The 25,521-nt window shown below is 42.6% G+C and carries 27 protein-coding genes; 26 read left to right on the forward strand and 1 reads right to left on the reverse strand.

Features of this window, described 5'->3' with window-relative positions; genetic code table 11:
- Position 1: 1 nt before the first annotated feature.
- The 22 genes from NE671_RS01585 to NE671_RS01695 all read left to right on the forward strand — a co-directional run bounded on the left by NE671_RS01585 (position 2) and on the right by NE671_RS01695 (position 18,084).
- Complete coding sequence (locus NE671_RS01585) at positions 2–577, forward strand: HK97 family phage prohead protease (RefSeq protein WP_256163595.1); 576 nt, start codon at positions 2–4, stop codon at positions 575–577.
- Entirely contained in the window at positions 574–1,791 is a 1,218-nt protein-coding gene (locus NE671_RS01590) for a phage major capsid protein (protein WP_129975697.1), read from the forward strand. The genes NE671_RS01585 and NE671_RS01590 overlap by 4 nt, the downstream gene beginning before the upstream one ends.
- A 29-nt stretch (positions 1,792–1,820) precedes the next feature.
- Positions 1,821–2,117 carry a head-tail connector protein gene (locus tag NE671_RS01595; protein ID WP_129975699.1) on the forward strand — a complete coding sequence of 99 codons (297 nt, stop codon included), beginning with the start codon at positions 1,821–1,823 and terminating at the stop codon, positions 2,115–2,117.
- A gap of 9 nt (positions 2,118–2,126) precedes the next feature.
- Positions 2,127–2,471, forward strand: coding sequence for a phage head closure protein (locus tag NE671_RS01600; RefSeq protein WP_129975701.1), 345 nt, complete (start codon positions 2,127–2,129; stop codon positions 2,469–2,471).
- Positions 2,455–2,946, forward strand: a complete 492-nt coding sequence (locus NE671_RS01605) for an HK97 gp10 family phage protein (RefSeq protein ID WP_161206379.1) — start codon at positions 2,455–2,457, stop codon at positions 2,944–2,946. Before NE671_RS01600 ends, NE671_RS01605 begins: the two co-directional genes overlap by 17 nt.
- Complete coding sequence (locus NE671_RS01610) at positions 2,936–3,370, forward strand: phage tail terminator family protein (protein WP_129975705.1); 435 nt, start codon at positions 2,936–2,938, stop codon at positions 3,368–3,370. The genes NE671_RS01605 and NE671_RS01610 overlap by 11 nt, the downstream gene beginning before the upstream one ends.
- Positions 3,370–4,443: a phage tail sheath subtilisin-like domain-containing protein gene (locus tag NE671_RS01615; RefSeq protein WP_129975707.1), complete on the forward strand. Its 1,074-nt coding sequence runs from the start codon at positions 3,370–3,372 to the stop codon at positions 4,441–4,443. Before NE671_RS01610 ends, NE671_RS01615 begins: the two co-directional genes overlap by 1 nt.
- Before the next feature lie 42 nt (positions 4,444–4,485).
- Positions 4,486–4,887: a phage tail tube protein gene (locus NE671_RS01620; RefSeq protein WP_129975709.1), complete on the forward strand. Its 402-nt coding sequence runs from the start codon at positions 4,486–4,488 to the stop codon at positions 4,885–4,887.
- A gap of 15 nt (positions 4,888–4,902) precedes the next feature.
- Positions 4,903–5,301: a phage tail assembly chaperone gene (locus NE671_RS01625; protein ID WP_118514836.1), complete on the forward strand. Its 399-nt coding sequence runs from the start codon at positions 4,903–4,905 to the stop codon at positions 5,299–5,301.
- Positions 5,302–5,598: 297 nt separating this feature from the next.
- The gene (locus NE671_RS01630; RefSeq protein ID WP_129975711.1) at positions 5,599–7,629 is read left to right on the forward strand and encodes a phage tail tape measure protein; all 2,031 of its coding nucleotides are present in this window, start codon (positions 5,599–5,601) and stop codon (positions 7,627–7,629) included.
- Positions 7,630–7,638: 9 nt separating this feature from the next.
- Positions 7,639–8,346, forward strand: coding sequence for a LysM peptidoglycan-binding domain-containing protein (locus NE671_RS01635; RefSeq protein WP_129975713.1), 708 nt, complete (start codon positions 7,639–7,641; stop codon positions 8,344–8,346).
- Positions 8,343–10,241, forward strand: coding sequence for a CHAP domain-containing protein (locus NE671_RS01640; RefSeq protein WP_129975715.1), 1,899 nt, complete (start codon positions 8,343–8,345; stop codon positions 10,239–10,241). Before NE671_RS01635 ends, NE671_RS01640 begins: the two co-directional genes overlap by 4 nt.
- Positions 10,238–10,504 (forward strand): hypothetical protein, encoded by a 267-nt coding sequence (locus NE671_RS01645; protein WP_129975717.1) that lies wholly within the window; start codon positions 10,238–10,240, stop codon positions 10,502–10,504. The genes NE671_RS01640 and NE671_RS01645 overlap by 4 nt, the downstream gene beginning before the upstream one ends.
- Positions 10,501–10,905, forward strand: a complete 405-nt coding sequence (locus NE671_RS01650; protein WP_129975719.1) for a DUF2634 domain-containing protein — start codon at positions 10,501–10,503, stop codon at positions 10,903–10,905. The genes NE671_RS01645 and NE671_RS01650 overlap by 4 nt, the downstream gene beginning before the upstream one ends.
- Entirely contained in the window at positions 10,898–11,968 is a 1,071-nt protein-coding gene (locus NE671_RS01655) for a baseplate J/gp47 family protein (RefSeq protein WP_129975721.1), read from the forward strand. Before NE671_RS01650 ends, NE671_RS01655 begins: the two co-directional genes overlap by 8 nt.
- Positions 11,953–12,486: a putative phage tail protein gene (locus tag NE671_RS01660; RefSeq protein ID WP_129975723.1), complete on the forward strand. Its 534-nt coding sequence runs from the start codon at positions 11,953–11,955 to the stop codon at positions 12,484–12,486. The genes NE671_RS01655 and NE671_RS01660 overlap by 16 nt, the downstream gene beginning before the upstream one ends.
- Positions 12,483–14,606, forward strand: coding sequence for a hypothetical protein (locus tag NE671_RS01665; RefSeq protein ID WP_173740666.1), 2,124 nt, complete (start codon positions 12,483–12,485; stop codon positions 14,604–14,606). The genes NE671_RS01660 and NE671_RS01665 overlap by 4 nt, the downstream gene beginning before the upstream one ends.
- Before the next feature lie 95 nt (positions 14,607–14,701).
- Positions 14,702–15,097: a hypothetical protein gene (locus NE671_RS01670; RefSeq protein WP_129975727.1), complete on the forward strand. Its 396-nt coding sequence runs from the start codon at positions 14,702–14,704 to the stop codon at positions 15,095–15,097.
- A 41-nt stretch (positions 15,098–15,138) separates the two neighbouring features.
- Positions 15,139–15,372: a hypothetical protein gene (locus NE671_RS01675; protein WP_129975729.1), complete on the forward strand. Its 234-nt coding sequence runs from the start codon at positions 15,139–15,141 to the stop codon at positions 15,370–15,372.
- A 154-nt stretch (positions 15,373–15,526) separates the two neighbouring features.
- On the forward strand, positions 15,527–16,000 hold the full coding sequence (locus NE671_RS01680) for a phage holin family protein (protein ID WP_129975731.1): 474 nt from the start codon (positions 15,527–15,529) through the stop codon (positions 15,998–16,000).
- A gap of 35 nt (positions 16,001–16,035) precedes the next feature.
- Positions 16,036–17,457, forward strand: coding sequence for an N-acetylmuramoyl-L-alanine amidase (locus NE671_RS16155; RefSeq protein WP_161206380.1), 1,422 nt, complete (start codon positions 16,036–16,038; stop codon positions 17,455–17,457).
- A 333-nt stretch (positions 17,458–17,790) separates the two neighbouring features.
- The gene (locus NE671_RS01695; RefSeq protein WP_059086307.1) at positions 17,791–18,084 is read left to right on the forward strand and encodes a phage holin family protein; all 294 of its coding nucleotides are present in this window, start codon (positions 17,791–17,793) and stop codon (positions 18,082–18,084) included.
- 189 nt (positions 18,085–18,273) lie between these two features.
- Here the strand turns inward: NE671_RS01695 and NE671_RS01700 are convergent, their stop codons facing one another.
- Positions 18,274–19,557: an O-acetylhomoserine aminocarboxypropyltransferase/cysteine synthase family protein gene (locus tag NE671_RS01700; protein WP_118752456.1), complete on the reverse strand. Its 1,284-nt coding sequence runs from the start codon at positions 19,555–19,557 to the stop codon at positions 18,274–18,276.
- Positions 19,558–20,076: 519 nt separating this feature from the next.
- Here NE671_RS01700 and NE671_RS01705 point away from each other — a divergent pair.
- From NE671_RS01705 to NE671_RS01720, 4 genes are all read left to right on the forward strand, one after another.
- Positions 20,077–21,081 carry a Gfo/Idh/MocA family protein gene (locus NE671_RS01705; protein ID WP_173740665.1) on the forward strand — a complete coding sequence of 335 codons (1,005 nt, stop codon included), beginning with the start codon at positions 20,077–20,079 and terminating at the stop codon, positions 21,079–21,081.
- A 202-nt stretch (positions 21,082–21,283) separates the two neighbouring features.
- Positions 21,284–22,117 (forward strand): sugar phosphate isomerase/epimerase family protein, encoded by an 834-nt coding sequence (locus NE671_RS01710; RefSeq protein WP_021651116.1) that lies wholly within the window; start codon positions 21,284–21,286, stop codon positions 22,115–22,117.
- A 45-nt stretch (positions 22,118–22,162) separates the two neighbouring features.
- On the forward strand, positions 22,163–24,271 hold the full coding sequence (locus NE671_RS01715) for a cytidylate kinase family protein (protein WP_114001428.1): 2,109 nt from the start codon (positions 22,163–22,165) through the stop codon (positions 24,269–24,271).
- Complete coding sequence (locus NE671_RS01720) at positions 24,268–25,188, forward strand: sugar phosphate isomerase/epimerase family protein (protein ID WP_173740664.1); 921 nt, start codon at positions 24,268–24,270, stop codon at positions 25,186–25,188. The genes NE671_RS01715 and NE671_RS01720 overlap by 4 nt, the downstream gene beginning before the upstream one ends.
- The last annotated feature ends 333 nt before the right edge of the window (positions 25,189–25,521 follow it).

Consider the following 25,521-nt stretch of genomic DNA (forward strand, 5'->3'; position numbering starts at 1 on the left):
GATCAGAGAGCAGTCAGTTACGATTGATGGCTATGTAAATGCTGTTGCCAGAGACAGCAGACCGATCCGGGACAGAAGCGGGGAACAGTTTATTGAGCAGATTGTTCCGGGAGCATTTGAGAGAGCCATTTCACGCGCAGATGAAATAAAGATCCTGTTGAATCATGATTACAGCAGGGAACTTGGAAGTACCAAAACAAATCTGCAGTTGTTTGAAGACAATATCGGGCTTCGTGCAATTGCAGAAATTACAGACGCGGAAGTGATCGAAAAAGCAAAAAAAGGAGAACTGAGAGGCTGGTCCTTTGGATTTATAGAAAGGGCCGCAAAAGAGGAAGATACCGATTCCGGACTGAAACGCAGATTTGTTGAGGATATGGATCTGAAAGAAGTATCCATTATTGATAACAGGAAAATTCCCTGTTATGCAAGCACTTCCATCGAGATGCGCGCAGACGGGAATGAAGTACTGGAGGTAAGAACTCTGGAAACAAAAGTAATCTCAAGTGAACAGAAAGAAAAAGTGGATTATTCGAAATATGAAGCTACCATCAGAAGATTAGGGGGAAAATCATGAAAAGTCATAGAGGAAGAATTACAAATAAAAAGGCATTCCGAGTAGCTGCCAGACGATACCTGCAGGTAAGGGCAGAGGAATTAAAGAACCTGGAGGAAAAAAGAGCTGCCCTTGTAGAAGAAATGGAAGGGATTTTAAATAAGGCCCAGGAAGAAGAACGTGCCTTTGAAGAATCAGAGCAGGCCCGTTTTGATGAAATTGAGAAAGAAATCAATGCCATTGACAAGACGATCGAAGCAAAAGAAAGAGCCAGAAATCTGGGAAATCCCGGAGGAAAGAAAAAAGAAGACGGGGAAAATGATGATCTGACCGTTGAGGAACGGGCATTTGTGGATTATGTGAGAGGAACACTTACAAACGAAAGAGCTGCGAACCTTACTTATGCGGACAATGGTGCAGTGATTCCGTCTTCTATTGTCAATAAAATCATTGAAAAGGTAGTAGAAATCTGCCCAATCTACAGTATGGCTGACCGGTATAACATTGGTGGAACAATCAATATCCCATATTATGACGAAGAAACCAGTTCCATTAAAATGGCTTATGCGGATGAGTTTACAGAACTTACCAGTACATCTGGAACATTCAAGAGTATTTCGCTTGGTGGATTCCTTGCAGGAGCACTGACGCTGATTTCAAAGAAACTGATCAATAACAGTAATTTTGATGTACTGAATAAGATTATCCAGTATATGGCGAAAGCGATTTCTGTATTTATTGAACATGAGTGTCTGATCGGAACAACTGGAAAAGCTGAAGGACTTACGAACGTTACACGGGGTATTACAGCAGCGGCAGCAGATAAAGTTAAAGCTGACGAGTTGATCGATGTACAGGAGTCCATTCCGGATATTTATCAGAGCGGTGCTGTATGGATCATGAATAAAGCCACCAGAACCGCAATCCGAAAGTTAAAAGATAGTGATGGCAATTATCTTTTGAACAGGGATGTATCAGCACGGTGGGGATATACGCTTCTTGGAAAAGATGTGTATTGTTCCGATGCAATGCCAAAGATGGCAGCAAAAGCTACAGCAGTATATTATGGAGACTTTTCCGGATTAGCGGTAAAAGTGGCAGAGGACGCAAATATCGAAGTACTGAGAGAGAAATATGCAACGCAGCATGCAGTAGGCGTAGTTGCATGGATGGAAATTGATACAAAAGTGGAGGATTCCCAGAAAATCGCAAAATTGACAATGGCATCCGCTTAAAGTTGCGCCGGCGCAAAAGGAGAGGAAATATGAAGATCAGTGAAATAACTGCTGCAGATATATGGCGGCATATCAGGGAATCTCCGGAAGATATGGAGACAGAAGACAATACGGAGATTCTGGTTATGAAAAAAGCCGCCGTAGAATTTTGTAAAGGATATACGGGGCTGACTGAGGAGCAGCTGGACGAGCATGAGGACATTACGATTGCCGTCCTTATGCTCATTGCGGATATGTATGATAACCGCCAGCTGCAGGTTGATAAAAATGTTATGAATAAAACAGCAGAAACTATTCTGGGAATGTACTGTATCAATTTTCTGTGAGGTGGCGAAATGATTTATACAGGAAAATTAAACCGGCGGCTCACTTTCCAACGCCTTGAAGCCAAAGAAGACGAGATGGGACAGGATAAGTCATCCTGGCAGGATTATAAGACCGTCTGGGGGAGCGTAAAACCATACAAATCTTCGGAATATAACTTTATGGGAAAGCTTAAACCAGAGGTATCTCACAGGATATATGTGCGGTTCCGGAATGATATTACTGCAGATATGAGGATCAAATATCACGGCAGGATCTTTACAATAGAAGGTCCGCCGCTGGACATTGATGAAAGACATGAACTTCTTGAGATACAGTGCAGGGAGGTGTTTGAAGGAAATGAGTATCAAGTTTGATATAACTGGAGATGGAGAATTTGCTGAGGCTATGGAAAAGGCTATGAAGCAGTTTCCTGCTTCTGCGGAAAAGGTTTTGAGGAAAGAAGCAAGGAATATTGCTGAGGATCTTGGAACAAGGGTAAATGCAGAAGCAAAAGGGCATCATTGGAAAGCTAAAGATTCAGAGGAAGAACCAGTTAGATTAGCAGAAAGCTTCCGGCAGGGAAAAGTGATCCGATCAGGAACTAACTACACGGTTGCTGTTACAACGAAAGCTCCACATTATCATCTTTATGAAGAAGGACACGACTTGGTTACTCATAACCGGAAAAACCGTTGGGGAAAAGGAAAACCGGGAACTGGAAGAAAAGTTGGTAAGGTATACGCTAAAAAGACTGTTGGAAAATATATGGCACGACGTTCAGAATATTCCGAAGCAATCGGCCAGGAGCTTCTAAATTCAATACTGGAGGATGCAGGATTTGACTCTTAAAGATATTAAGCAGGCTGTGAACCTCACATTAAAGGAATCCTATCCCGGTACAAAAATATACGGACCAGACACAATAGAGGGTTATACCAGACCTTCTTTTTTTGTTTATGTGACACAGACGTTTTCAGAGAGAACGAAAAATGCGGTCCATAAAAATGTTGAGATCGAAATTGACCTTATCCAGAAACGGTCTGACGAACTTGCGGCAATGGAATTCTTTGAAAAAATGGAATTTGTTTTTGGCTATAAACTTGAGGTTGGCAGCAGGAAACTGAATACCGATAACATAAACTGTATGTTTGAGGGGGAAAACAACAATATCCCTGTAGTGACATTTGAAGTGGAATTCTGGGATGAGGTGAAAAAGGAGGATAACAGTGAAATTATGAAAAACATGGAAATGAGACAGGAGGTAGGAAACTGATGGGATTACCAGCAATGAACATCACATTCGTGGTACGGGCGCAGAATTCGGCAAAAAGGCTGGACCGCGGATCTGTTGGAATGGTGCTCAAAGATGCAAAGGTTCCAAGTGGGAATCCGATAACAATTTTTTCAAGTGAAGATATCCCGGAGGAGCTGGGGACAGATAATAAAAACCAGATTGCCCTGGCACTCCGTGGAAATGACACGGCACCGCAAAAAGTTGTGGTATATGTTCTTGCTACTGCAGAGACAGATTACAATAAAGCCTTCAAATATTTTGAGCGGAAGAAAGTAGACTGGATGTGTTTCCCAAGTGCAAAAAAAGATTCCCAGACACAGAAGATCACAGACTGGGTGAAAGCTCAGAGGGAAGCTCATAACAGAGTGAAAGCTGTGTTACCGGAAACAGAAGCAGATACAGAGGGAATTGTAAATTATGCAACGAAGACAGTAACTGCAGATGGAAAGAGCTATACAGCAGAAACGTTCTGTTCTAGGATTGCCGGTCTGATCGCAGGAACAGGAAGTGATCAGTCCGTGACCTTTGCTGTTCTGGACGATGTAACAGCCTGTGAAGATCTGGACCGTAAATCGGTTGAAGCAGCCATTGATGCAGGAAAGTTTGTTTTGTTTGATGACGGAGAAAAAATCAAGGTTGGAAGAGGCGTGACATCGTTAACCACTTTAACCGGAAAGCAGAGCCCATGGAAAAAAATCCGTGTTGTAGAGACTATGGACATGATCAACAACGATATTGTTGAGCTGGCCGAGGATAACTACATCGGAAAATATCAGAATACATACAGCAATAAGTGTCTTCTGTTATCTGCGATCAAAACCTACATGGACGAAATCCTTGTAAATGGCCTGATCGAAGATTACAGCATTGAGTTTGACGTGGAGAAAATTCGAAAATATGTGATCGAAAATGAAAAGATCAAAAAAGAAGATGCAGAAGCCATGTCAGATGAGGAAATGCAGAAACAGTATACCGATGAAAAAGTATATTTCAAAGCAACTGTGACAATTTCAGATGTCATGGAAGACATCTATCTGGATATCACGGCATAAAAGGAGGGATTAACGAGGAAAGGTTATACACCGGACAGGGTTATTAATGGAACGTTTGGAGAGCTGTGGATTGATGCTGAATATATGGCAGAAACCACTGCACTTCAGGCAAAAATGAAATTTGATACCGCAGAAGTGACACAGGCAAGGACCTTAAAAAAGGGGTATAAAGTAACGGGAATCAGCGGATCAGGAACTGTAAAACTTAATAAAGTGACATCATACTGGCTGAAAAGAGCAGCACAGGCGATCAAGGAAGGAAAAGCAATCAGAGGCACGATCATCTCCAATCTGGATGACCCGGAAGCCTTTGGCGGCGAACGTGTACGGCTTAAGGATTGTATTTTTACAGAAATCCCAATTGCAGACTGGGAAGCCGGAAAGCTGGGCGAAGAGTCCATTCCGTTTAATTTTTCGGATTTTGATGTATTGGATGCTATTTGACAGGAGGAAAAGAACATGAATCTGATTGAAAAGCTGATCAGAGTTGATAAAGAGACAGTAGAGAAAAAGGAAACAAAGAAGATCCGATCTGCAAGGCTGACAAAGCTTCTGGGAGAGGAAACAGAGATCACGATTCAGGAAGTTTCGGGTCGGAAGCACAATGATATCATGCAGATGATGTTTGATGAGAAAGGAAAAAGAAATATTTCAGCAGCTTACGACACAAACCTGATGTTCTGTGTGAATGGAATTGTTGAACCGGATTTAAAAGATCCGGCTTTGCTGGAGCATTTTAATGCTGCGACTCCAAAAGATCTTGCCGCAATTCTGTTTCAGGCAGAAGCCGGAACCATTGCAGATGAGATTATTGCTTTATCTGGGCTTAAGACTGAGGAGAAGGAAATAAAAAACTGATCAGGACGGACAGGGAAGCAAGCATTGCTTATGCACTGTTCCGTTTGAAAAAGTGGAAAATTTCGGATTATTACAATATGGGTGCGGGTGAACGTCTGATCACCCGTGCTTTTTTGATGCAGGAGATCGAAGACATAAAAGAGGAGGCGAGGGAACGGGGCAAATAAAACAGTAGCAGCGGTAGTAAAGCTGATCGATGAATTTTCAGATCCATCGCGGACAGTAGCAAGACAGTCAAAAAATCTGGAAAAAAGAATTGGCAATCTTGGAAGTGTATTTGAAAATGCAGGGCAGTTTTTGGAAGGAGCCGGAGAAAGCCTTACAAAATCGGTTTCTGTGCCAATGGCAGCGGCTGGAACAGCTGCAATAAAGTTCGCTTCTGAATCACAGGATGCCTACAAACAGTTTGCGGCCGCAACTGGGACAGCAACCGAAAACCTGGGCAAATACCAGGATATGATCAACAATGTCTACAAGGACAACTTTGGAGAATCCATAGGAGATGTGGCGGATGCAATGGCAAAAGTTGACCAGAACATGTCCTATCTGGATGATTCTGCACTGCAGAGATGTACGGAGTACGCTTATACGCTGGCAGATACCTTTGATGTTGATATCGGGGAAAGTACCAGAGCAGCAGACAGCCTGATCAAGAATTTCGGCGTTTCCGCAAGAGAAGCATTCAATCTTATGGCACAGGGGGCTCAGAATGGCCTGGATTTTTCAGGAGAATTGTTTGATAACATTGATGAATATTCCGTACAGTTCCAAAAGCTTGGCTTGGATGCGGAGGACATGTTTTCGATTTTCGCAAATGGAGCGGAAAATGGAGCATTCAACCTGGATAAGATCGGTGATGCGGTAAAAGAATTTTCCATCCGTGCGATCGATGGATCAGATACAACAAAACAGGGATTTGAAGCCATCGGAATGAATGCCGATAAGATGGCAAAAAGATTTGCGGCCGGAGGCCAGGATGCGAAAGCGGCCTTTAACGAGGTAATCCAGGGACTGGCCGGAATGGAAGATCCGGTTGCCCAGAGTGCGGCAGGGGTTAATCTTTTTGGAACCATGTGGGAAGATTTAGGTCCGCAGGTTATTACAACGCTTTCAACAACCAATGGTGCCATCGACGAAACTAAAGAGACGATGGAGGAATTGGTCAACACCAGATATGACACACTCACAGGAGCACTGGGAGGGTTGTGGAGGACGATCCAGGTTGATGTCCTGCAGCCGGTAGGAACGATGCTGATCCCGTATGTGGAGAAGGGAATCACTGTGATTGATTCCCTGGTAGATCACTGGAACGAGCTGGACCCGGCTACACAGAAAACCATTGTGAAGTTTGCAGCCGTGGCTGCAGCAACCGGTCCGGTATTGCTAGGAGCCGGAAAGGTATCATCTGGAATTGGTGGAGTGATAAAAGACTCTGCAAAATTGAGTGGAGCAATTGAACGACTTACGGATGGAAAAACTGGTTTTAAAGCTCTTGGAGTAATTATGAAAGGGCCGGTTGGAATTGGCATAGCAGCTGTGGCAGCAGGAGCGTTTCTAATCTATAAAAACTGGGACAGAATCAGTCCTCTGCTCGGAAAAACAGCTGCACGGTTTGAATCGTTCTGGAATACCGTACAGCCACAGCTCCAGCCGTTTTTAGGACTATGTACAGAAATAGGCTCTTATCTGGAGAGCGGATTTATAAAAGCTGTACAATTTGTATTCTCAGAAGGATCGGATGTGATTGTAATATTCTTTGAAGGTGCAAGCCAGTATATAGACGGTTTTCTTGGCGTTCTTGAGGGAGTTACAACATTTATGAATGGAGTGTTCACTGGAAACTGGGAAAAAGCATGGAAAGGCTTAAGGGATATTGTTTCCAATTCTTTCGGAATGCTGGAAGCCCTTGTAAAAACCCCGATGAATGCAGTCATTTCCATTGTAAATGGTGCGATCAGCAGGATTAATTCTATCCATTTCACAGTTCCGGATTGGGTACTTGGAATTGGTGGTAAAAGCTGGAAAGGGCTTAACATTCCGCAGATTCCAGCTCTGTCAAAAGGAACCGATAACTGGCAGGGCGGTATTGTACAGATCAGTGAGAAGGGCGGAGAGATCGTTGACCTGCCAAGAGGTACAAGGGTATATCCACATGATGAATCTGTCCGAATGGCACGTTCCGAGAATAAAGGTACAGTAATTACCATAGCGAAACTGGCAGACAGCATTATTGTTCGTGAAGAAGCAGACATTGACCGGATCGCGGAAAGAATTGTAAAGAAAATAAAAGAAACCAATGATAATCTTCCGCAGACAGCGGTAGTATAGGAGGCGTAAATGATTAGTAAGATGGAAATATGGCTGAAATGCGGAAAAGATTCCATACAGCTTCCGATACTGCCAGCATCCTATAACGTTACAAGGGATGCCGGACATGAAACCGTGAACGTCCAGAACCTTGGAGATGTCACAATCCTTGGAAAAAGAGGACTCAGTTCCATAGAACTGGAGTCCTTTTTTCCAAATAAGGATTATTCCTTTGCAGCATATAAGAAAAAGCAGAGTCCATGGGAATATGTGAAGAAAATACTTTCCTGGCAGGAAAAAACACTCCGTCTGGTTGTTACCAAAACCAAGATCAATATGCAGGTGGTGATCAGCTCCTTCTCATACGGGGAGGAAGATGGAACTGGAGATATCAAATATAAGCTGTCTTTGATGGAATACCGGGCACCTAAGTACACAAAACCAAAAAAGAAAAAGACATCAAAGACTGCAGCTTCCACAACGAAAAAGAATATAAAGCAGGGAACGAAACGGGAAACGTCCAAAACGAAAGCAAAGGTGCATATTGTTTCCGGAAACGATACCTTGTGGAGTATTTCCAAGAAATATTACGGAACTGGATCATATGCGAACAAGATCTACGAAGCAAACAAGACCATTATCGAGCGGACTGCAGTAAAACATGGATTCCGCAGCAGTGCCAATAAGGGTGTGAACGGATGGTGGATCTTTGATGGAGAAAGGCTTGTGATACCATGAGATTAAAGTGGAAAGAGAATGATATAACAAAATATGTCACAAGCGTTACCTGGTCCGGAAGTGCACGTCAGGCAGCCCGGACCGTTGCGTTTTCTGTAGCATACAGTCCGAATGATAAAAGTGTAGAGACACTGGATATCAAGCTGGGAGATAAGATCGTATTTTATCCGGATAGCAATCAGAAAGTGCATTTTTTCGGGGCAGTTACGGAAAGAAACAGGAGTTCAGATGCCGGAGAGCTGCAGTATACGGCAAAGGATCATATGATCCATCTGCTAAGATCCAACGGGACATACCGGTTCCGGAACAAAACGCCGGAAAAGATTACGGAAATGGTATGTAAGGATATCGGTATAAACGTCAGAAACCTTGCAAAGACTGGACTGGTGTTAAATAAGATGTTTTTCCAGGAAAGGCCATATTATGAAATTATTATGGCTGCATACACAAAAGTGTACAGGAAGAATAAAAAGCCGTACATTGCCCAGATGAATGGGGATACCCTGGAAGTGATCGAAAAGGGGAAGACGATCCCGGGATTTCACATTAAGCAGGGTGAACGGATCCTTGAATCGTCTTACAGCGAGAATATGGATGATATGGTAAACCGGGTGTATGTATATAATTCTTCAAATAAGAAGATCGGGATCCTTACCAACACACGCTGGGCGAACATGTATGGAATATTCCAGAGCGCGATCACTGTGGATTCCGGTAATGGCAAGCAGGAAGCAATGAACGAGCTGAAAGGAATCAGTAAAAATGCAAGCCTGACATCAACAGGGGATTACCGGTGTGTTTCCGGTCTTGGGGTGATCATAGAAGATTCCAGGACAGGACTGAAAGGGAGATTTTGGATTGAGAGTGATTCCCATGAATGGAAAAATGGATCCTATACGATGAAGCTTGATCTGGAATTTAAGAATATCATGGACACGCAGGAAGAGGATGAAGAACAGACATCCTCAAGCTTGTCTGATTTATCAGAGAGTTCTGCTTTGGAAGATGTTCTGAACCAGGCAAGATCCTGGATCGGGATTGGGGAAAATCCGCCTGGAAGCAATCATAACGAGATTACGGTTTTGTATGGAATGGATGCTGCCTGGTGCTGCATGTTTATCTGGGCCTGTTTCAATAAGAGTGGACATGCAGATCTGTTCATGGGAGGAGCAAAAGAAGCTTATTGTTTTAATGTCCGGGATTACTACCAGGCTCGCGGAAAATGGGGCAGTACCCCGAAAAAAGGAGCTTTAGTAATTTATGGTGGTCAGGGACATATTGGAATTGTTGAAAGTGTCAATAGTGCTGGTGGATACACAAGCATTGAAGGCAACTATGGCGATGATGTGAAAAGAAGAGATTCCCATCAGAATGTCCTTGGATTCTGTTACATAGATTATCCGGTTACAAAATCGGCCGAAGGAAGCGATGAGGTGATAAGCGGAACAACCGTAGCGGTTCCGGGATCTGTAGCACAGACAGGGATCATAAAAGACTACACAAACTATTCCTATTTCTTTGGAAGATGGAACAGTGGCAGCACCCAGAAGATAATAGCAGATCTGTGGGAAAATAATGGAAAGCAAGGGAAGAATGGTATTGCAACCATCAATGGCTATTACCTGATAGCTCTCCGTCCGGTGTTTGGTTCCGCAGGTGATGTTGTAAGCGTGGTTCTGGAAGACGGAGCACGCTTCAATGCGATCATAGCAGATGAAAAAGGTGATGATGCCGGAAACCAATGGGGCCATGTGTATTCCGGTGCTGTGTCGATCGTGGAGTTTGAAAGCCTGGGAAATTCCGAGACAAATAATGGAGCGCAGCTTAATATCGGGCAATGGGCCGGAAAGAAAGTGACGGCGATCATTAACGGAGGGAGGTACAGCGGGCTATGACTCCTTATGAAGAGTTAATTGAGCAGATGAGAAAGGCGGGACGTTTTTACAACCCTCAGGTGCCGGAATTTGGCATAATGGGCCATGACGGGAGAGTAAAAATAGGATCGGGAATAATAAATAAAAGTGACTATTCAGTAAGCAGCAACCTGGCTGTTGAAGACGGAATCAATCATCTGGAAGAAGGTGATAAAGTCTTATTGATGAAGATGAATGATACTGAGGAATTTGTACTGATTGCAAAGGTGGTGGACCCGGTATGATGTTTCCGTTTGCAGATACGGAATCCGATGATATTACAGAAGAGGAATACGTTCCGAAAGAATATGGAATTGATTTCAAAACAGGACAGTTGTCCGGGAAGATCGTGGAGGGCGTAGATGCTCTCATGGTATGGTGCTGGATCGCATTACATACGCCAAGGTACAGATATTATATATATTCAGATGAATATGGACAGGAGTTTGAGGACCTGATCGGAAAACAGTATTCTGAAGGATATACGAATTCAGAGCTGGAAAGAATGACGGAGGAGTGTTTATGTGTAAATCCATATATAGAAGGGATCACAGATTTTGAATGTGTGAAAAAGGATGAAAAGATCATGCTGTCATTCAAACTTATAACAACACTGGGAGAACAGGAGGCGGAGATCTATGTTTGAGGATATGACATTTGAAAATATCATGGAAGCCATGATGAAGGAGATGCCGGACGATATCGATACATCAGAGGGAAGTCTTCTGTATAATGCCTGTGCAAAACAGGCGGTCCAGCTGGAAGAGACATATATGTTTATGGCCGGGATAGAAAAGAACATGTTTGCAGATACGGCGGATCTGGAACACCTTATCCGGATTGGAAATGACATCGGATGTTTCATAAATGAAGCTACCTATGCAGAATTTGAAGCACAGTTCAATTGTGCAGTTCCGGCCGGCAGCAGGTGGAATTGCGATGAGTACAACTATACAGTGTTCAATGTGATTGATGAAAACAAGCATATATACAGGCTCGGATGTGATACATCTGGAAGCGGCCCGAATACCCTTTTATCTGATCTGGACCCGATAACTTTTGTGGAAGGGTTTGAGTGGGGAAAGATACTGAAATGCAGGCTGCAGGGAAAAGACCAGGAGGATACCGAACTGTATCGGTCAAGAGTGCTGAACAGCTACAATTATCGAGGTTTTGCCGGAAACAGGGAGTATTACAAAGGTAGGATCAATGAAATGCCTGGTGTAAAGGCCTGTAAGTTGGAAAGAGTTTCAAAACCAGATGATCAGATCAAGGTAATGATTGCAGGAGATTCTTTCCGGACTCCTGATGAGGACGTTGTGAAAGAAGTGCAGAATACCGTTGATCCGGTGGTGACAAGCGGAGAAGGCGATGGAATTGCTCCAATCGGACACAGGGTAAAAGTGGTTGGTGCAGAGGAAGAGACCGTAAATATCAATACAGAAATTACATTTGAATCCGGATACGCCTATGAAGACATTAAGGAATATATCAATCAGGCCGTTGAAGAGTATTTCCTTGAAGTAAGGGAAAAATGGGAGAAGAATGATAATCTGGTTGTAAGGATTCTGCAGGTTGAGAGAGCAATCGTGGATGTGACAGGGGTAGAGGATGTTGCAGGAACAACCCTGAACGGAGCAGCCAAAAACTATACAGTTGGGAAAAACAAGCTTCCTGTGAAGGGGGAACTGACATGCACGTCAAAGTAAACTATCCGGATGCCGTGATGCAGATCAGGGAAATCAAGTGTTCTGTTAAAGCTGGGGATATTATTGGAGAAAAACTGGAGAATCATATCCAGGAACTGGATGATAATATCACGGTAAAAGAATCCAGGAAAAGTGGAATTGAAAGAAGAGAGCGGATATTAAATATCCAGCCTTCAAGCAGCAGTGATTTGGAAACACGAAAAATTGCCGTGATTGCAAGATGGTGTATCTCGACTATGTATACGGAAAGGATTCTTCAGAAAAGACTGCAGAGTATGCTTGGGGATGGATACAACCTGGAAGTGAACATACAGCAGAAAACAGTATCCGTTACGTTGCAGTTGAAACACTATAAAAACAGAAAAGTAATATGGGAAATGCTGGAAGGAATCGTACCGCTGGACCAGATTATAGACGTTATCATTATTTATAATACATACCGTGCATACAAGCCCTTTACCTATAAAGAACTTAAGGTAAAAACATACGATCAGCTTCGAACGGAGGTAATACAGTGAAGAAAACAAAGAATTACGCAATGCCTTATCCGGAACAGGATGATTATTTCAATGTTGAAGATTTTCAGGATATGATGGTTTCCGTTGACAATCTCATGAAGAAATTATCAGATTCAGGAGCTCAGATAAGTAGCGATGCTGAACATTTATATAATCAGACAAAAGCCCAGATGGACAATATCCAGAAAAGAATGAATGCTTTTACGGCATTAAGAGATGGTTCAACAACCGGAGATGCAGAGCTGAAGGATATACGTGTTGCCTATGATGGAAAAGAATATGGAAACGCCGGAGAAGCGGTAAGGGAACAGGCTTCGGATATACATAAAGCTCTCTTTGGTGCCGGTGCTTCCATCTGGTCAAAGGCGAAATCAGAATCCACGAAATATGTTGCGGAAACCAAAGGAATTTGTATTTTAAATGAACGCTTTACGGCAGCAGGCGTGGTTGCCAAAATAAGCAGAGGTACTTTTGCACAGAATGAAAGTACATTAAATTTGGACAGAGAATGTTCGGCTTATATTGTAGAATTTGAAAAAAATCCAGGAACCGTATACATGCCCAGTGCTGAGACCATAAAAATAGTAAGCACAACGAAAATAATATTTGAAGCAAACGGCAACGCACGCTGCTGGATCCCCGTAGAAAAAGGCCAATACCTTGCCGTAGACAGCACCGCCACTGCATACACAAGCGAAAGCAACCATGTGCCCTACATGCTCTACGATCAGGCGAACAAAACCCTGGAATTCCGGGGCTTTGGCTCTGCCGGAAGCATAGAACCCGTAGCTCCATATTCCCTCGCCCTGGAATATAAACTCGAATATGATATGGACGACACAGGCCTGGTGAAGCAGATTGATGCAAATAGAGAGGCTGCTGCTTCGCTAAAGGAAGATTTAGAGGGTATCGCAAAAAAACATGTTAACCTATTGGAAAATTTACAATTTTATCCAGGAGAATTTTATACTTATGAAAGTCATAATGTATCAGAAAATTCTGATTTTGGTAGATTTGAGTTATTTAATATTAACGCTAATGAAAATTATTATTTTATAGATATTTTTTCTAGTTTCTCTTGTGTTAAATATGATGATGGTAGTTATTCAAGAATTGAAAATACAACTACAGGTTTCGTGAGTGGAATTTTTAAACCAACGCAAAATGGTGTAGTTGCTATTACAGGCGTACGTAGCTCAAGTTCTAAGAATACGTTATTCACGTCAAGTAAAGAAATGTATGAAAATAAGATTTATGAATCTTATTTATCATTTAGCGAAAAAGCAAGTGATGAAGTAAGAAAAATTATGGATTATTTACCAAAAACATACTATGTTGAAAAAGACGAAAGTGGTGATTTTGTAAAGTTATCTGATGCGATTGTTACTGCTACAAAGTATATGGATTCTGTTGTATATCTAGGTGATGGAACATGGGATTTGATTGAAGAGTTTGGCTCTGATTTCTTTAATAATGCAACAGGTGGGGGCGCACCACGGTCGCCGGTTAGGGGCTTATTATTAAAAAATAGAATCCATATTATAGGTAGCAGTAAATCAAAAATTATTTGCAATTATACAGGGGATAATGCTGTTATAAAGAAATGGTTTTCTGTATTTAATTCAGATATATACGGATTCACACTTGAAAATATAACAATTGAAGCAAGCAATATTAGATACATTATACATGATGAAAGAGATTCAGATACTGATTCATATATTAATAGATATATTAATTGTCATTTCAAATTTGATAATAGTGACAATGATACACCTGGTAGGACAGCGCAATGTATCGGTGGAGGATTAGGTATTGATGGATATATTGATATAAATGGTGGTGTGTTCGAATCTATTGATACTACAAAGACAGGCCACATATGTGTCGTTTCATATCATAATTCTGCTGGTGCTAATGCTAAAAACCACATAAGTATTAAAAACACATATCTTAAAGCATTGGGATATTTCAGAATTAATTCATACGGAGAGAGTACCGAAATTACGGAGTGTGAAATCACAAACTGTTCTATGGGAAGAAGTGTTCTGATTGGACATGAAACTGGAGGTAGTAACATGAATATAAATGTTACTCAGTGGAACAACGAAATCAGATAACTTAACTAAAGGGGGCGATAGTTAATTAGTAACGATTGAATAGTGATTAAAAATCTGTTATAATTTTTGTAATATTTATGAAGAGAGATGTACTAATGAATAATGATGAAATACAAAAAATCATATATGCTGTTTCAAAAGAACTTGAGATCAATTATGACAAGAATAAAACCGAACATTATGGATTATCAGATAGAGCATTGGTTCCTTTTGCTACAATTAAAAGCACAAGTAGAGTAGTTAGAAGTGAAGGAACAGATGAAGATAACGATATAGTGATATGCTATAATGAAAATGGTTGGTTTATATATGATATTACAGTTCAAGTTGGTGCCGGAGTGCAGAAGGTAATAGAAGAAAATATTACTCCAATATCCCCAAAAGATGTTTTCGAAAAATATAAGGAATTAAATTTATTCGAAAAAATGAATTTCATAAATACAGCCTATGAAATTTTAAACTTTTCCTCGAGCAAAATGTATTTATTTTGAGTAAAATGATAGATTATTCAGTGATATGAAAGGAGTATATAATGAGTAAAGAAGCAGAGTTAATTCTAAAGGCGTTTATTAATGAGGCACATGGTGAAATTGTTGATTTTATGGAGGTTACACCAAAATTACTGAATATGTCAGAAAATGTGTTTTATGCAGCATTGAAAGAGCTTGAAGATACCGGGTGTGTAAAAAATATTTTGTGGGGAAATGATGGAGAATGTTTGTATGATGACATTAAAATAGAAACAGATAATTTTAAAATGAAATAAATTTATATTCAAAAATGTCAATTACCGTTTGGGTGATTGACATTTTTTAGAAAGACAGGTGAAACATAAGAATTAAAGCAGAGCCGGGAGGCTCTTATTTTTATACTAAATTTTAAGAATTGTGTCGGCGCAACACCGGAGAAAGGAAAAAACAATGAAAGAAAATTACATTAAAGCATTATTTACAGCAATCTTTGCACTGATCAGCTCCATTTTGGGAGTTTTGACAGTGCCAGTTCTCCTGATGGTGGCCTGCAACGTCCTTGACTATGCCACCGGCCTTATGGCATCCACATACAGATCTGAGGACATCAACTCATATAAAAGCATCCGTGGAATTATGAAAAAGGTGTGTATGTGGCTTTTGGTAATCGTGGGAGCAATCATTGACCAGCTTCTTTTATATGCGTCCCAGACTGCAGGTATCACATTACCATTTACATTCCTGGTAGCCTGTATTGTAGCAATCTGGATTATCTGCAACGAGATCATCAGCATTCTGGAGAATATCAAAGATATGGGAGTAACAATCCCGGCATTCCTGATTCCACTTGTAACACATGTAAAATCTCAGGTGGAAGATAAAGTAAATATCGATACAGAAAAAGAGGATTCAGAGGGCGAGTGATCGTCCTCTTTTCTTATCAGTAAAGGAGAAACAATATGCTAAAAATCATGGGTAAATCCCAGGCAAGCATTGAACAGATGAGAACCTATATTAAGGAGGTTAATCCGCAGGTACCGGATTCCGTAGTAAAGATGATTCCTTTATACATTGCCGAAGGAACAGTCGAAGGAGTTCGCGGTGATATTGCTTTTGCCCAGTCCTGCTTGGAAACCGGAGACTTTACCTTTTTTAATTCTGCGGTGACATTCAATCAGAACAATTTTTGTGGCCTGGGTGTAACCAAAACGGGCATGAAAGGCAACAGTTTCAAGACACCAGCGGAAGGAATTCGGGCACAGATCCAGCATCTGCAGGCTTATGCCTCTACAGACAAACTGCAGAATCGTTGTGTAGATCCGCGTTACACATACGTCAACAGAGGTTGTGCGGAATATGTCGAGCATCTCGGCACGCATGAAAACCCGAAGAGCCAGGGCTGGGCATCCGGACAGAACTACGGCCAGAAGATCATTAACATTCTGAACAGCATATTATCAATTAAGACAGAGAAGGAGAATGATATTATGAATATCAATACAAGTTTTATCAGCAATAACAACAGCTATGCAGGTCAGACACCGGTGTATATTGTTATTCACAACACAGATAACTATGCAAAGGGAGCAAATGCAAAAGCACACGCAAAGGCCCAGCATGATGGAAATTTTAAAGGCTATTCCGCGCATGTATTCGTTGATGATACAGAAGCATACCAGGCACTTCCGTATGATCGTGGCGCGTGGCATGTAGGAGTTAATTATGGCGGCCGTTTGTTCGGGACAGTCAACAACAGAAATGCGGTAGGAATCGAGATGTGCGTCCAGGAGGGCTACAATTACGAGAAAGCATTCCAGAATACAGTCCAGGTATGCAAACAGATCATGAAACAGCTGGGAATCCCGTCAGACAGAGTTGTACAGCATTATGATGTATGCGCCAAGAACTGCCCGTCAGCAATCCGGGCCAAGGGTGACTGGAATCGTTTCAAGCAGCTGATCGGAGCCAAGACCACCACGGCAACAGTAGATAAATACTACCGCACAAGAAAATCCTGGGCTGACAGTAAGAGCCAGATCGGAGCATATAAGAGTCTTGAAAATGCAAAGAAAGAATGGAAAGAAGGCTACACCATCTACGACTGGAACGGAAAAGCGGTGTATCCGGTGGAAAAGACAAGTGCAATAACACTGACAAAAGAAATTAAAGTTCAGCTTCCGGTTATTAAAAAAGGCAGTTCCGGAGCAGCAGTATCTTCCCTGCAGGCCGTGCTTGGTGTTGAAGTAGACGGTTCTTTCGGAAACGATACAGAAACATCTTTGAAAGTATTCCAGAAAAACGTTGCTATTACTGCAGATGGCTCATGCGGAACAGACACCTGGACAAAGGTGTTTGAGCACATGAAGGCCAACACAAAATAAGTATAAGAACAGGTAAGAATGAAACGATAGCTAACAAATAGCTAACATCATGCGGAAAAAGCATGAAAATAAAGGAACAGCTGTTTCCGTACAGGAAGCTGCTGACGCTGGCAAATTCTGATTTCAGATAACGAAAAATAGTGAGAAAGGCTGTAAACCTTAGGGTTTATGGCCTTTTTCTTTTTGCTCTGCAATAGAAAAAAATATTCTCAAAAAGTGCGAAAAAACAGCAATAGCGAACACGTAGCTAACATTTTTGGGGAATTTATGAAATATTTTTTGGAGAAATTCATAAAATAAATCAAAGCGGCAGGGGAGATACTGAGAATATTTATGGAAGCGCTTGTGGATTATATTAAACCAGAATTGCTGATCACAGCGATCGCTTTGTATTTTATGGGGATCGCACTGAAGGAGGCTCAGGCTGTGAAGGACAAATATATTCCGCTGATACTGGGGTGTGCAGGGATCCTTATATGCGGAATTTATGTTTTTGCTACCTGTTCCTGTAAAAATGCACAGGATATTGCAATGGCAGTATTTACATCCACGACACAGGGAGTCCTGGTGGCGGGGCTTTCTACATATGTGAACCAGCTGATCAAACAGCTGGAAAAAGATGAATAATGGATTTTGTAAGGTAGTTTCAGATACTTGCAGCAGCTGCAGGAATTTATGTGCCAGAAGAAAGCCGTTCAGAACAGGATGCAGGTAATTGGCGGAAATGCCATAATTGAGAGTAGGAGAAAATATATCATAAAAAGGAAGGATACATCATGCATGAGCAGATGTATCCTTCCTTTTTGAATTGGTTATTTATGCATTTTTCAGTGCCTGATCCAGATCTTTGATAATATCATCTACATTTTCGATACCAATGGAAAGACGGATCATTCCGGGAGAAACTCCTGCTTCAACCAGCTGCTCGTCGTTCATCTGACGGTGGGTATGGCTGGCTGGGTGAAGGACCATAGTGATGGAAGCAGCAACATGAGTTGCGATGGTGGCAAGCTTCAGACTGTCCATAAAACGGACTGCTGCATCACGGCCACCGGTCAGTTCAAAGGAGATAACGCCGCAGGTACGGCCATCCTTCATATATTTCTGAGCCAGTGCGTGATATTTATCCTCCGGAAGTCCTGCATAATTTACATGAGAAACCTTTTCGTGTGCGTTTAGGTATTCTGCGATCTTCTGGGCATTGGAGCAATGGCGTTCAACACGCAGTGGAAGCGTTTCCAGGCCGAGGTTCAGAAGGAAGCAGTTCATCGGAGACGGAATAGAGCCCAGATCACGCATCAGCTGGGAAGTAGCCTTAGTGATGTAAGCTTTTTTTCCGAACTGCTTTGTATAGACAACACCGTGATAGGATTCATCCGGCTCTGTCAGGCCGTGATATTTATGGCCATAGGCATCCCAGTCGAAGTTACCGCTGTCGACAATGGCGCCACCTACCTGAACGGCATGCCCGTCCATATATTTGGTGGTGGAGTGGGTAACGATATCTGCACCCCACTCGAAGGGACGGCAGTTTACCGGTGTGGCAAAGGTATTATCCACAATAAGAGGCACGCCGTTCTGGTGTGCAACGTGTGCAAATTTCTCGATGTCCAAGACGACCAGAGCTGGATTGGCGATGGTTTCTGCAAAGAGAACCTTTGTGTTCGGTTTAAATGCGGCAGCAATCTCTTCTTCTGTTGCATCGGTATCAACAAAGGTGCAGTCAATGCCAAGCTTCTTGAAGGTGACGGCAAGAAGGTTGAAGGTTCCTCCGTAAATGGTAGAAGCGGCAACAACGTGATCGCCTGCCTCACAGATATTAAATACTGCGTAGAAGTTGGCTGCCTGTCCGGAAGAAGTCAGGATCGCAGCAACACCGCCTTCCAGATCTGCAATCTTTGCAGCTACGGCATCGTTGGTCGGGTTCTGGAGACGGGTGTAAAAATATCCGTCTGCCTTCAGATCAAATAACTGGCCCATTTCGTCAGTGGTGTCATATTTGTAAGTAGTGCTCTGATAGACAGGAAGTGCACAGGGCTCGCCCTTGGATGGGGTATAGCCGGAGTGGATACATTTAGTTTCTAAATTATAGTCGCTCATAGGGATAAGTCCTTTCTGCTGTGTTTTTCGTATGAATTTAACCGAATCAGGGAAGCCTGCCTGCGTTTCAGGGATTTCTGAGAGAATCTTTGATCCTTGCAGTTCGGCTAAATAAAGTATGAAAAATGCATTTGTGTATTTTAAATAAAACTACATATAAGTATAACTCTTTATGTGTTGAAATACAACAATATTCTACATAAACTCCACTGTGGTATAAGGGAAATGAAATGTTGCGTTCTGGTGCACATAATAAAATGCTACATGATCAACGTTCGTAATAAGCATAGTAAGTCATTTTATATATGCGGAAATTTGAGCGAAGGTCGGAAAAATACTGTAAAACAAACAAAATATGTGAATAAAGTAACAAATAGTGAAAATCGCATAAAAACAAAATGGATATTTTGTACAAAAAAGATATTGCGTTCACGTGCACAAGATGATAATATAACATCATCAAAAAGAACACAAAAACAGAAAACAATAAACAATAAAAAATGAACGGAGGAATTTAAAATGTTAAGAGTAGGAGTTATCGGATGCGGCGGAATGGGAAGAGATCATATCAGAAGACTGACAGAGAAGATCCAGGGAGCAGAAGTAGTAGCTGTTTCCGATGTATTTGAGGAAAGTGCCAGGAAAGCAGCCGAGATCTGCGGAGCAAAAGTCTATGCAGACAGTAAGGAGCTCATCAATGCAGAGAACGTAGATGCAGTATTTATCGTATCTCCGGGCTTCGCACATGTAGATTCTCTTCTTCAGGCAATCGAGGCCGGCAAGAGGATTTTCTGTGAGAAACCATTATGTACAACTGCTGAGGACTGCCTGAAAGTAGTAAAGGCAGAGGAGGCAGCCGGCAAACATCTCATCCAGCTTGGATTTATGAGACGCTATGACAAGGGATATCAGCAGATCAAGGAAGCGCTTGCAACCGGAGAATACGGCGAGCCGCTGATTCTTCACTGTACACACAGAAATCCGGAGGTAGGTACCAATTACAACACACCAATGGCTGTGCACGATACCGCAATCCATGAGATCGATGTCCTTCACTGGCTTGTAGATGATGAGTATGAATCAGCACAGGTAGTAATACCAAGAGTGACGAAATATTCCCACTCTGAGCTGAAGGATCCGCAGATCATGATGCTCCGTACTAAAAAAGGTGTATGCATTGATGTAGAAGTATTTGTAAACTGCAAGTTTGGATATGACATCAACTGTGAAGTTGTATGTGAGGACGGTGCACTGAAAATGGCACAGCCGGCTTATCCGTCTATCCGCAAGAATGCGGCAGTGTCCACTGCTATTGACACAGACTGCTTCGTAAGATTTAAAGACGCTTATGATAAAGAGGTTCAGGACTGGGTTGATAACGCAGAGGCAGGAGTGATCACAGGACCGAATGCATGGGATGGATACCTGGCAGCGATCACAGCAGATGCTCTTGTAAAAGCGCAGGAAACCGGACAGATCGAGAAAATCGTTTCAGCAGTTGAGAAGCCGGAATTTTATAAATAAATATATTTTACGAGCTCCACCTCATCAAGTGTGAGTTATCATACCAACTTATTGCTACAGACTTCCCCAATGAGTCTGCGGCGGCAGTTACCGGCAGGATCCGATTCCGCTTCGGCTTTGTTGAAACTGCAGTGGAAAACCTGCCGGTGAGATTAACCGGAAAAATTGGCTGAAAAGTAAAAACATATGGAGGGTATTGAAGATGAAATTAGGATTTAATGAAGCAACTGCACTGGAATGTAAAGGACAGTCTCTTATGGCAGACCTGGAGATGTGCGAGAAATATGGTTTTGATTATATTGAGATCCGCTTTGACTGCGTAAAGGACTATCTCAAAGAGCATACACTGGAAGAACTTGCAGACTGGTTTAAGAATCATCATCTGAAACCATGGGCATACAACACTCTGATCTTCTTTAACCAGAGAGATGAGGCAGGGGAAAAAGAGATTGACGAAGAAGTTGATTTTATCCTGAAGGTTTCCAAAGCAATCGGAATGAAAATGCTGATCACCGTTCCAAGCTTTGATGTAAAAGACAAATCTGTCAGTGAGATCAAAGAAGAAGCAGTTGCACGTCTTCGTTATCTTTCCGATAAGGTTGGCGCGGATATGAAGATCTCCTTGGAGTTCTGTGGTGCACCGAACTGCTCCATCAACCAGTTTGGAACAGCCTATGATGTGGTAAAAGCAGTAGACAGAGATAATGTAGGCGTTACCGTGGATACCTTCCATTTCCATGAGATGTGCTCCCGCCTTGAGGACCTGAGAGCTGCTGATGGCAAGAAGATTTTTGCATACCATTTAAATGACTGTGAGGATCTTCCGCTTGGCTCCTGCGGAGACGACAAGAGACTGTGGCCGGGTGAGGGTGTTGTAGATCATGCAGGAATCGCAGCTGCACTGAAGGAGATTGGTTTTGATGGCGTTTGCACCATCGAAGAGTTCCGTCCGGAGTACTATGCAATGAGCCATGAGGACAACGTGAAAAAGGCTGCGGAAGTTACCAGAGACTTTGTGCAGAAATATTTCGGATAATTCATTCAGAAAGGTCCGACCTTAAACCGATAGGAGGTAGATACTATGGCTGGTAAGGGAATCCCTGAATTGTTGAATTACAAGCAGAAGGGGAAAGACTTGAATGAATTCATCAAGGTTCCGTTGTCGGAAAAGCTGGCATACTGTTTTGGTGATCCGGCACTGACCTTGATGTATACCATGACTACAACTCTGCTGATCTATTTTTATACCAACGTTGTTGGAATATCAGCAGGTGCGGTAGGAATGATCATGCTTTTGTCCCGTGTTTTTGATGGATTTTCCGATGTGCTGATGGGAACTATTATCGACCGGACTCATTCCAAGTATGGAAAAGCCAGGATCTGGATCTTAAGACTTGCGGTTCCTTATGCGCTGGCAGCGGTGCTTTTGTTCACCATGCCGCCAATGGGAAATATGGGAAAGATCATCTATGCTTTTGTTACCTATAATATCATGAATACGGTTGTATACACTGCTATCAGCCAGCCATTCCATGCACTGGGATCTCTGATGAGCCGTGACCGTCGTGAACGTGATGTGATCTGTAACATCCGCATGGTATTGTCGATCACAGCAAGTATGATCATTACTGCGTTCACACTGCCGCTGATCAATATCGTAGCGAATATTACCGGCAATCAGCAGATGGCCTGGATCCTGGTAACTGCCGGCTATGCGATCATTTCTGTCGGTGTACTTGTGAATACTTATATGGTCTGTACAGAGCGTGTTTCTGCAGCAAAACAGGAAAAGGAAGATATTCCTTTTGTGGAAGCATTTAAAGCAACCGTTACCAACCGGTATTTCCTTATCGCTCTGGGGCTGATGATCTTTTATACCGCATATCAGATCATTATCGGAACGGACCTTACCTATTACTGCCAGTATGTACTCGGAAATGTAGACCTCGTCATGCCTCTTTCCGCAGCTGAGAAACTGGCAACTGTGGCAGGAATTGCCCTTTTGCCGAAGGTGCTTCCCCGCTATGGAAAAAGAAATCTCATCTGTGTCGGCTGCATCCTGGGCGTTGCAGGACAGCTTCTGTTCCTGATGAATATTACCAGTGTTTCGCTTGGTGTTGTAACCTGTATCATGAGAGGTATCGGAATCGCCCCATTCTATGGTGTGCAGTATTCTCTTCCAAGCGATGCTATTGAGTATGGCCAGTGGAAAACAGGCAAGCGTGTGGAGGGTCTGATGTTCTCATCTATGAGCATGGGTCAGAAAGCCGGTTCCGGACTGACTTCTGCTATTATGGGAGGAATTCTTTCGGCGGCATACTTTGACGGAACAAAGGCGACAGCGGCAGAGCAGTCCGCAGAGGCAATCCGCGTGATCAAGGGATTTTATCTGTATGTTCCGATAGCGATCTGGGTAGTGATGTTTGTGATCGCAGCATGCTACCAGCTGGACAAAGTTTATGACAAAATGATGCGTGAACTGATCCAGAGAGAATCGGGAGAGGAAAGCGTCTCTGTGCCGGGCGAGATCCAGGCCATGCCGTTACCGGAAGCTTCCGGAAACCGGATCAACGTGGCAATTGGAAGACTGTATGGCAGCAGTGGAAGAAAGATTGCCGAGGGTGTTGCAAAAGCACTGGACTGCAAGGTTTATGATCGCCAGATCATCTGTCTTATGGCAGAAAAGTTCGGTATGGAAAAAGCAGATCTGGAAAGTGTAAGGCAGTATCTGGATTCCTACAATTATGAGGATTCTGAGCTTACATTTTCCCCGTATGGACATTCATCGGCAGGTGCGGCAGCAGATTATACAGGTGTTCAGATGTTTGAGGTGCAGAGCCGGATCATCCGTGAGCTTTCTGAGAGAAGACCAGGTGTATTCCTGGGAAGATGTGCCAACTATGTGCTTCGTGGAGAGCCGCATACATACAGCTTTTTCGTTTATGCAGATGATGCTTACCGGGAAAAAGAGGGCCAGGAATATTATAAAGGCCAGTCTCTTGGAGAACTGAAGAAACGTGATCAGATCCGAAATGAATACTATGAGAAGTTTACCGGAATCCGCAGAGACGATCCCCATTATTACGATATGGTGATCAATGTATCCAAAACAGGTGTAGCCGGAGCGGCCAGCCTGATCCTGGATTATATCCGGAATAAAGAAGAGGAAAAAGGAGGGAATGCATCATGAAGATTGCATTTGATGTAGATGTTCTTGCGAAACAGATGGATATCAACCGTATGGTCCATCAGGTGGCGGACTGGGGATATAAATATATTGAACAGTCTCCGCATCCGAGGATCAATCCGTTCTATAAGCATCCGTTGTTTTCAAAAGAATGTGAACAGGAATACAGACAGGCTCTTAAAGAGACTGGCGTTGAGATTTCGTCCTTTATCGTGGTGTATCGCTGGTCTGGTCCGACGGAGGAACAGAGACAGTTTGCAGTTGCAAACTGGAAACGGATGATCCAGATCGCCGGAGATATGGGAGTGAAGGTTATCAATACAGAGCTTTCGGGTGATCCGAACCAGCAGGAGATCTGCAATGGAATGTGGTTTAGATCCATGGAAGAATTGCTTCCGCTGATCGAGCGTGAGGGTATCCGTGTGGAGATCCAGTCTCATCCTTATGATTTCTGTGAGCTGAATAATGAGACCAGTGATATGGTGAAATCCTTCCGTTCTCCAAACCTTGGTTATGTGTATTCTTCTCCTCACGGCTTCTTCTACGATGAGGGCAAAGGAGATGTGCGGTCCATGCTGAAATATGCGGGAGATGAACTGACCCATGTACTTTTTGCGGATACCTTTAACCAGACCATGGACTGCAGATACATTTTAAATCCGCCGTGGCTGAATGGCCGTGGAAAAGCGGATGTGACGGTGCATCAGCATCTTGCAATGGGTGAGGGTGATGTGGATTTTGATGGTATTTTTGAAACATTGAGAGAAATGGATTTTGCCAGCAAGCAGCTGAAACCGGATGCACCGAAAGCCGGCGGCGATAACATTGCCTGCGTTTCCATGTTTGGTTTTCCGGAAAAGATGGATAAGCAGGCACCGGAAGCAAGAGAGCGGATTGAGAGAGAACTGCTGGGGAAATGATCGGGTGATCGCGGCAGATCAGAAAGAAAACTGCAATAAATGAGCAGCTGACAGTACGCAGAACGGTGAATAAGACTGATAAAATAATGAATGTGTGCAGAAGCACGGTTTCTAGGATGAAAGTTTCATTGTGGAAACCGTGTTTTTTGATGTCTTTCTTTACAAAAAAACTTTACATATATCAAACAACTGTCTTGTCACATGTAAAGGACTGTGGTATTATGTGTAAGATGTTTTGAAAAAAGTTACATGATAATAAAAAAAGCAGATCAGAAGCATCTGCATAATAAAGACTAGTACAGCGAAAATTAAGTTTCTGCTATATTGACGCAG

The organism is Blautia sp. DFI.9.10 (assembly GCF_024461705.1).
Taxonomy (GTDB): Bacteria; Bacillota; Clostridia; order Lachnospirales; family Lachnospiraceae; genus Blautia_A; species Blautia_A fusiformis.

Bases quoted from the DNA above. Each gene is read 5' to 3' on its own strand.
- NE671_RS01700 (WP_118752456.1), bottom strand. From the start codon at position 19,557: ATGAGCGACTATAATTTAGAAACTAAATGTATCCACTCCGGCTATACC.
- NE671_RS01670 (WP_129975727.1), top strand. From the start codon at position 14,702: ATGAATAATGATGAAATACAAAAAATCATATATGCTGTTTCAAAAGAA.
- NE671_RS01605 (WP_161206379.1), top strand. From the start codon at position 2,455: ATGAGTATCAAGTTTGATATAACTGGAGATGGAGAATTTGCTGAGGCT.
- NE671_RS01615 (WP_129975707.1), top strand. From the start codon at position 3,370: ATGGGATTACCAGCAATGAACATCACATTCGTGGTACGGGCGCAGAAT.
- NE671_RS01590 (WP_129975697.1), top strand. From the start codon at position 574: ATGAAAAGTCATAGAGGAAGAATTACAAATAAAAAGGCATTCCGAGTA.
- NE671_RS01715 (WP_114001428.1), top strand. From the start codon at position 22,163: ATGGCTGGTAAGGGAATCCCTGAATTGTTGAATTACAAGCAGAAGGGG.
- NE671_RS01680 (WP_129975731.1), top strand. From the start codon at position 15,527: ATGAAAGAAAATTACATTAAAGCATTATTTACAGCAATCTTTGCACTG.
- NE671_RS01675 (WP_129975729.1), top strand. From the start codon at position 15,139: ATGAGTAAAGAAGCAGAGTTAATTCTAAAGGCGTTTATTAATGAGGCA.
- NE671_RS01655 (WP_129975721.1), top strand. From the start codon at position 10,898: ATGTTTGAGGATATGACATTTGAAAATATCATGGAAGCCATGATGAAG.
- NE671_RS01695 (WP_059086307.1), top strand. From the start codon at position 17,791: ATGGAAGCGCTTGTGGATTATATTAAACCAGAATTGCTGATCACAGCG.
- NE671_RS01635 (WP_129975713.1), top strand. From the start codon at position 7,639: ATGATTAGTAAGATGGAAATATGGCTGAAATGCGGAAAAGATTCCATA.
- NE671_RS16155 (WP_161206380.1), top strand. From the start codon at position 16,036: ATGCTAAAAATCATGGGTAAATCCCAGGCAAGCATTGAACAGATGAGA.
- NE671_RS01625 (WP_118514836.1), top strand. From the start codon at position 4,903: ATGAATCTGATTGAAAAGCTGATCAGAGTTGATAAAGAGACAGTAGAG.
- NE671_RS01720 (WP_173740664.1), top strand. From the start codon at position 24,268: ATGAAGATTGCATTTGATGTAGATGTTCTTGCGAAACAGATGGATATC.
- NE671_RS01650 (WP_129975719.1), top strand. From the start codon at position 10,501: ATGATGTTTCCGTTTGCAGATACGGAATCCGATGATATTACAGAAGAG.
- NE671_RS01705 (WP_173740665.1), top strand. From the start codon at position 20,077: ATGTTAAGAGTAGGAGTTATCGGATGCGGCGGAATGGGAAGAGATCAT.
- NE671_RS01710 (WP_021651116.1), top strand. From the start codon at position 21,284: ATGAAATTAGGATTTAATGAAGCAACTGCACTGGAATGTAAAGGACAG.
- NE671_RS01660 (WP_129975723.1), top strand. From the start codon at position 11,953: ATGCACGTCAAAGTAAACTATCCGGATGCCGTGATGCAGATCAGGGAA.
- NE671_RS01645 (WP_129975717.1), top strand. From the start codon at position 10,238: ATGACTCCTTATGAAGAGTTAATTGAGCAGATGAGAAAGGCGGGACGT.
- NE671_RS01600 (WP_129975701.1), top strand. From the start codon at position 2,127: ATGATTTATACAGGAAAATTAAACCGGCGGCTCACTTTCCAACGCCTT.
- NE671_RS01595 (WP_129975699.1), top strand. From the start codon at position 1,821: ATGAAGATCAGTGAAATAACTGCTGCAGATATATGGCGGCATATCAGG.
- NE671_RS01640 (WP_129975715.1), top strand. From the start codon at position 8,343: ATGAGATTAAAGTGGAAAGAGAATGATATAACAAAATATGTCACAAGC.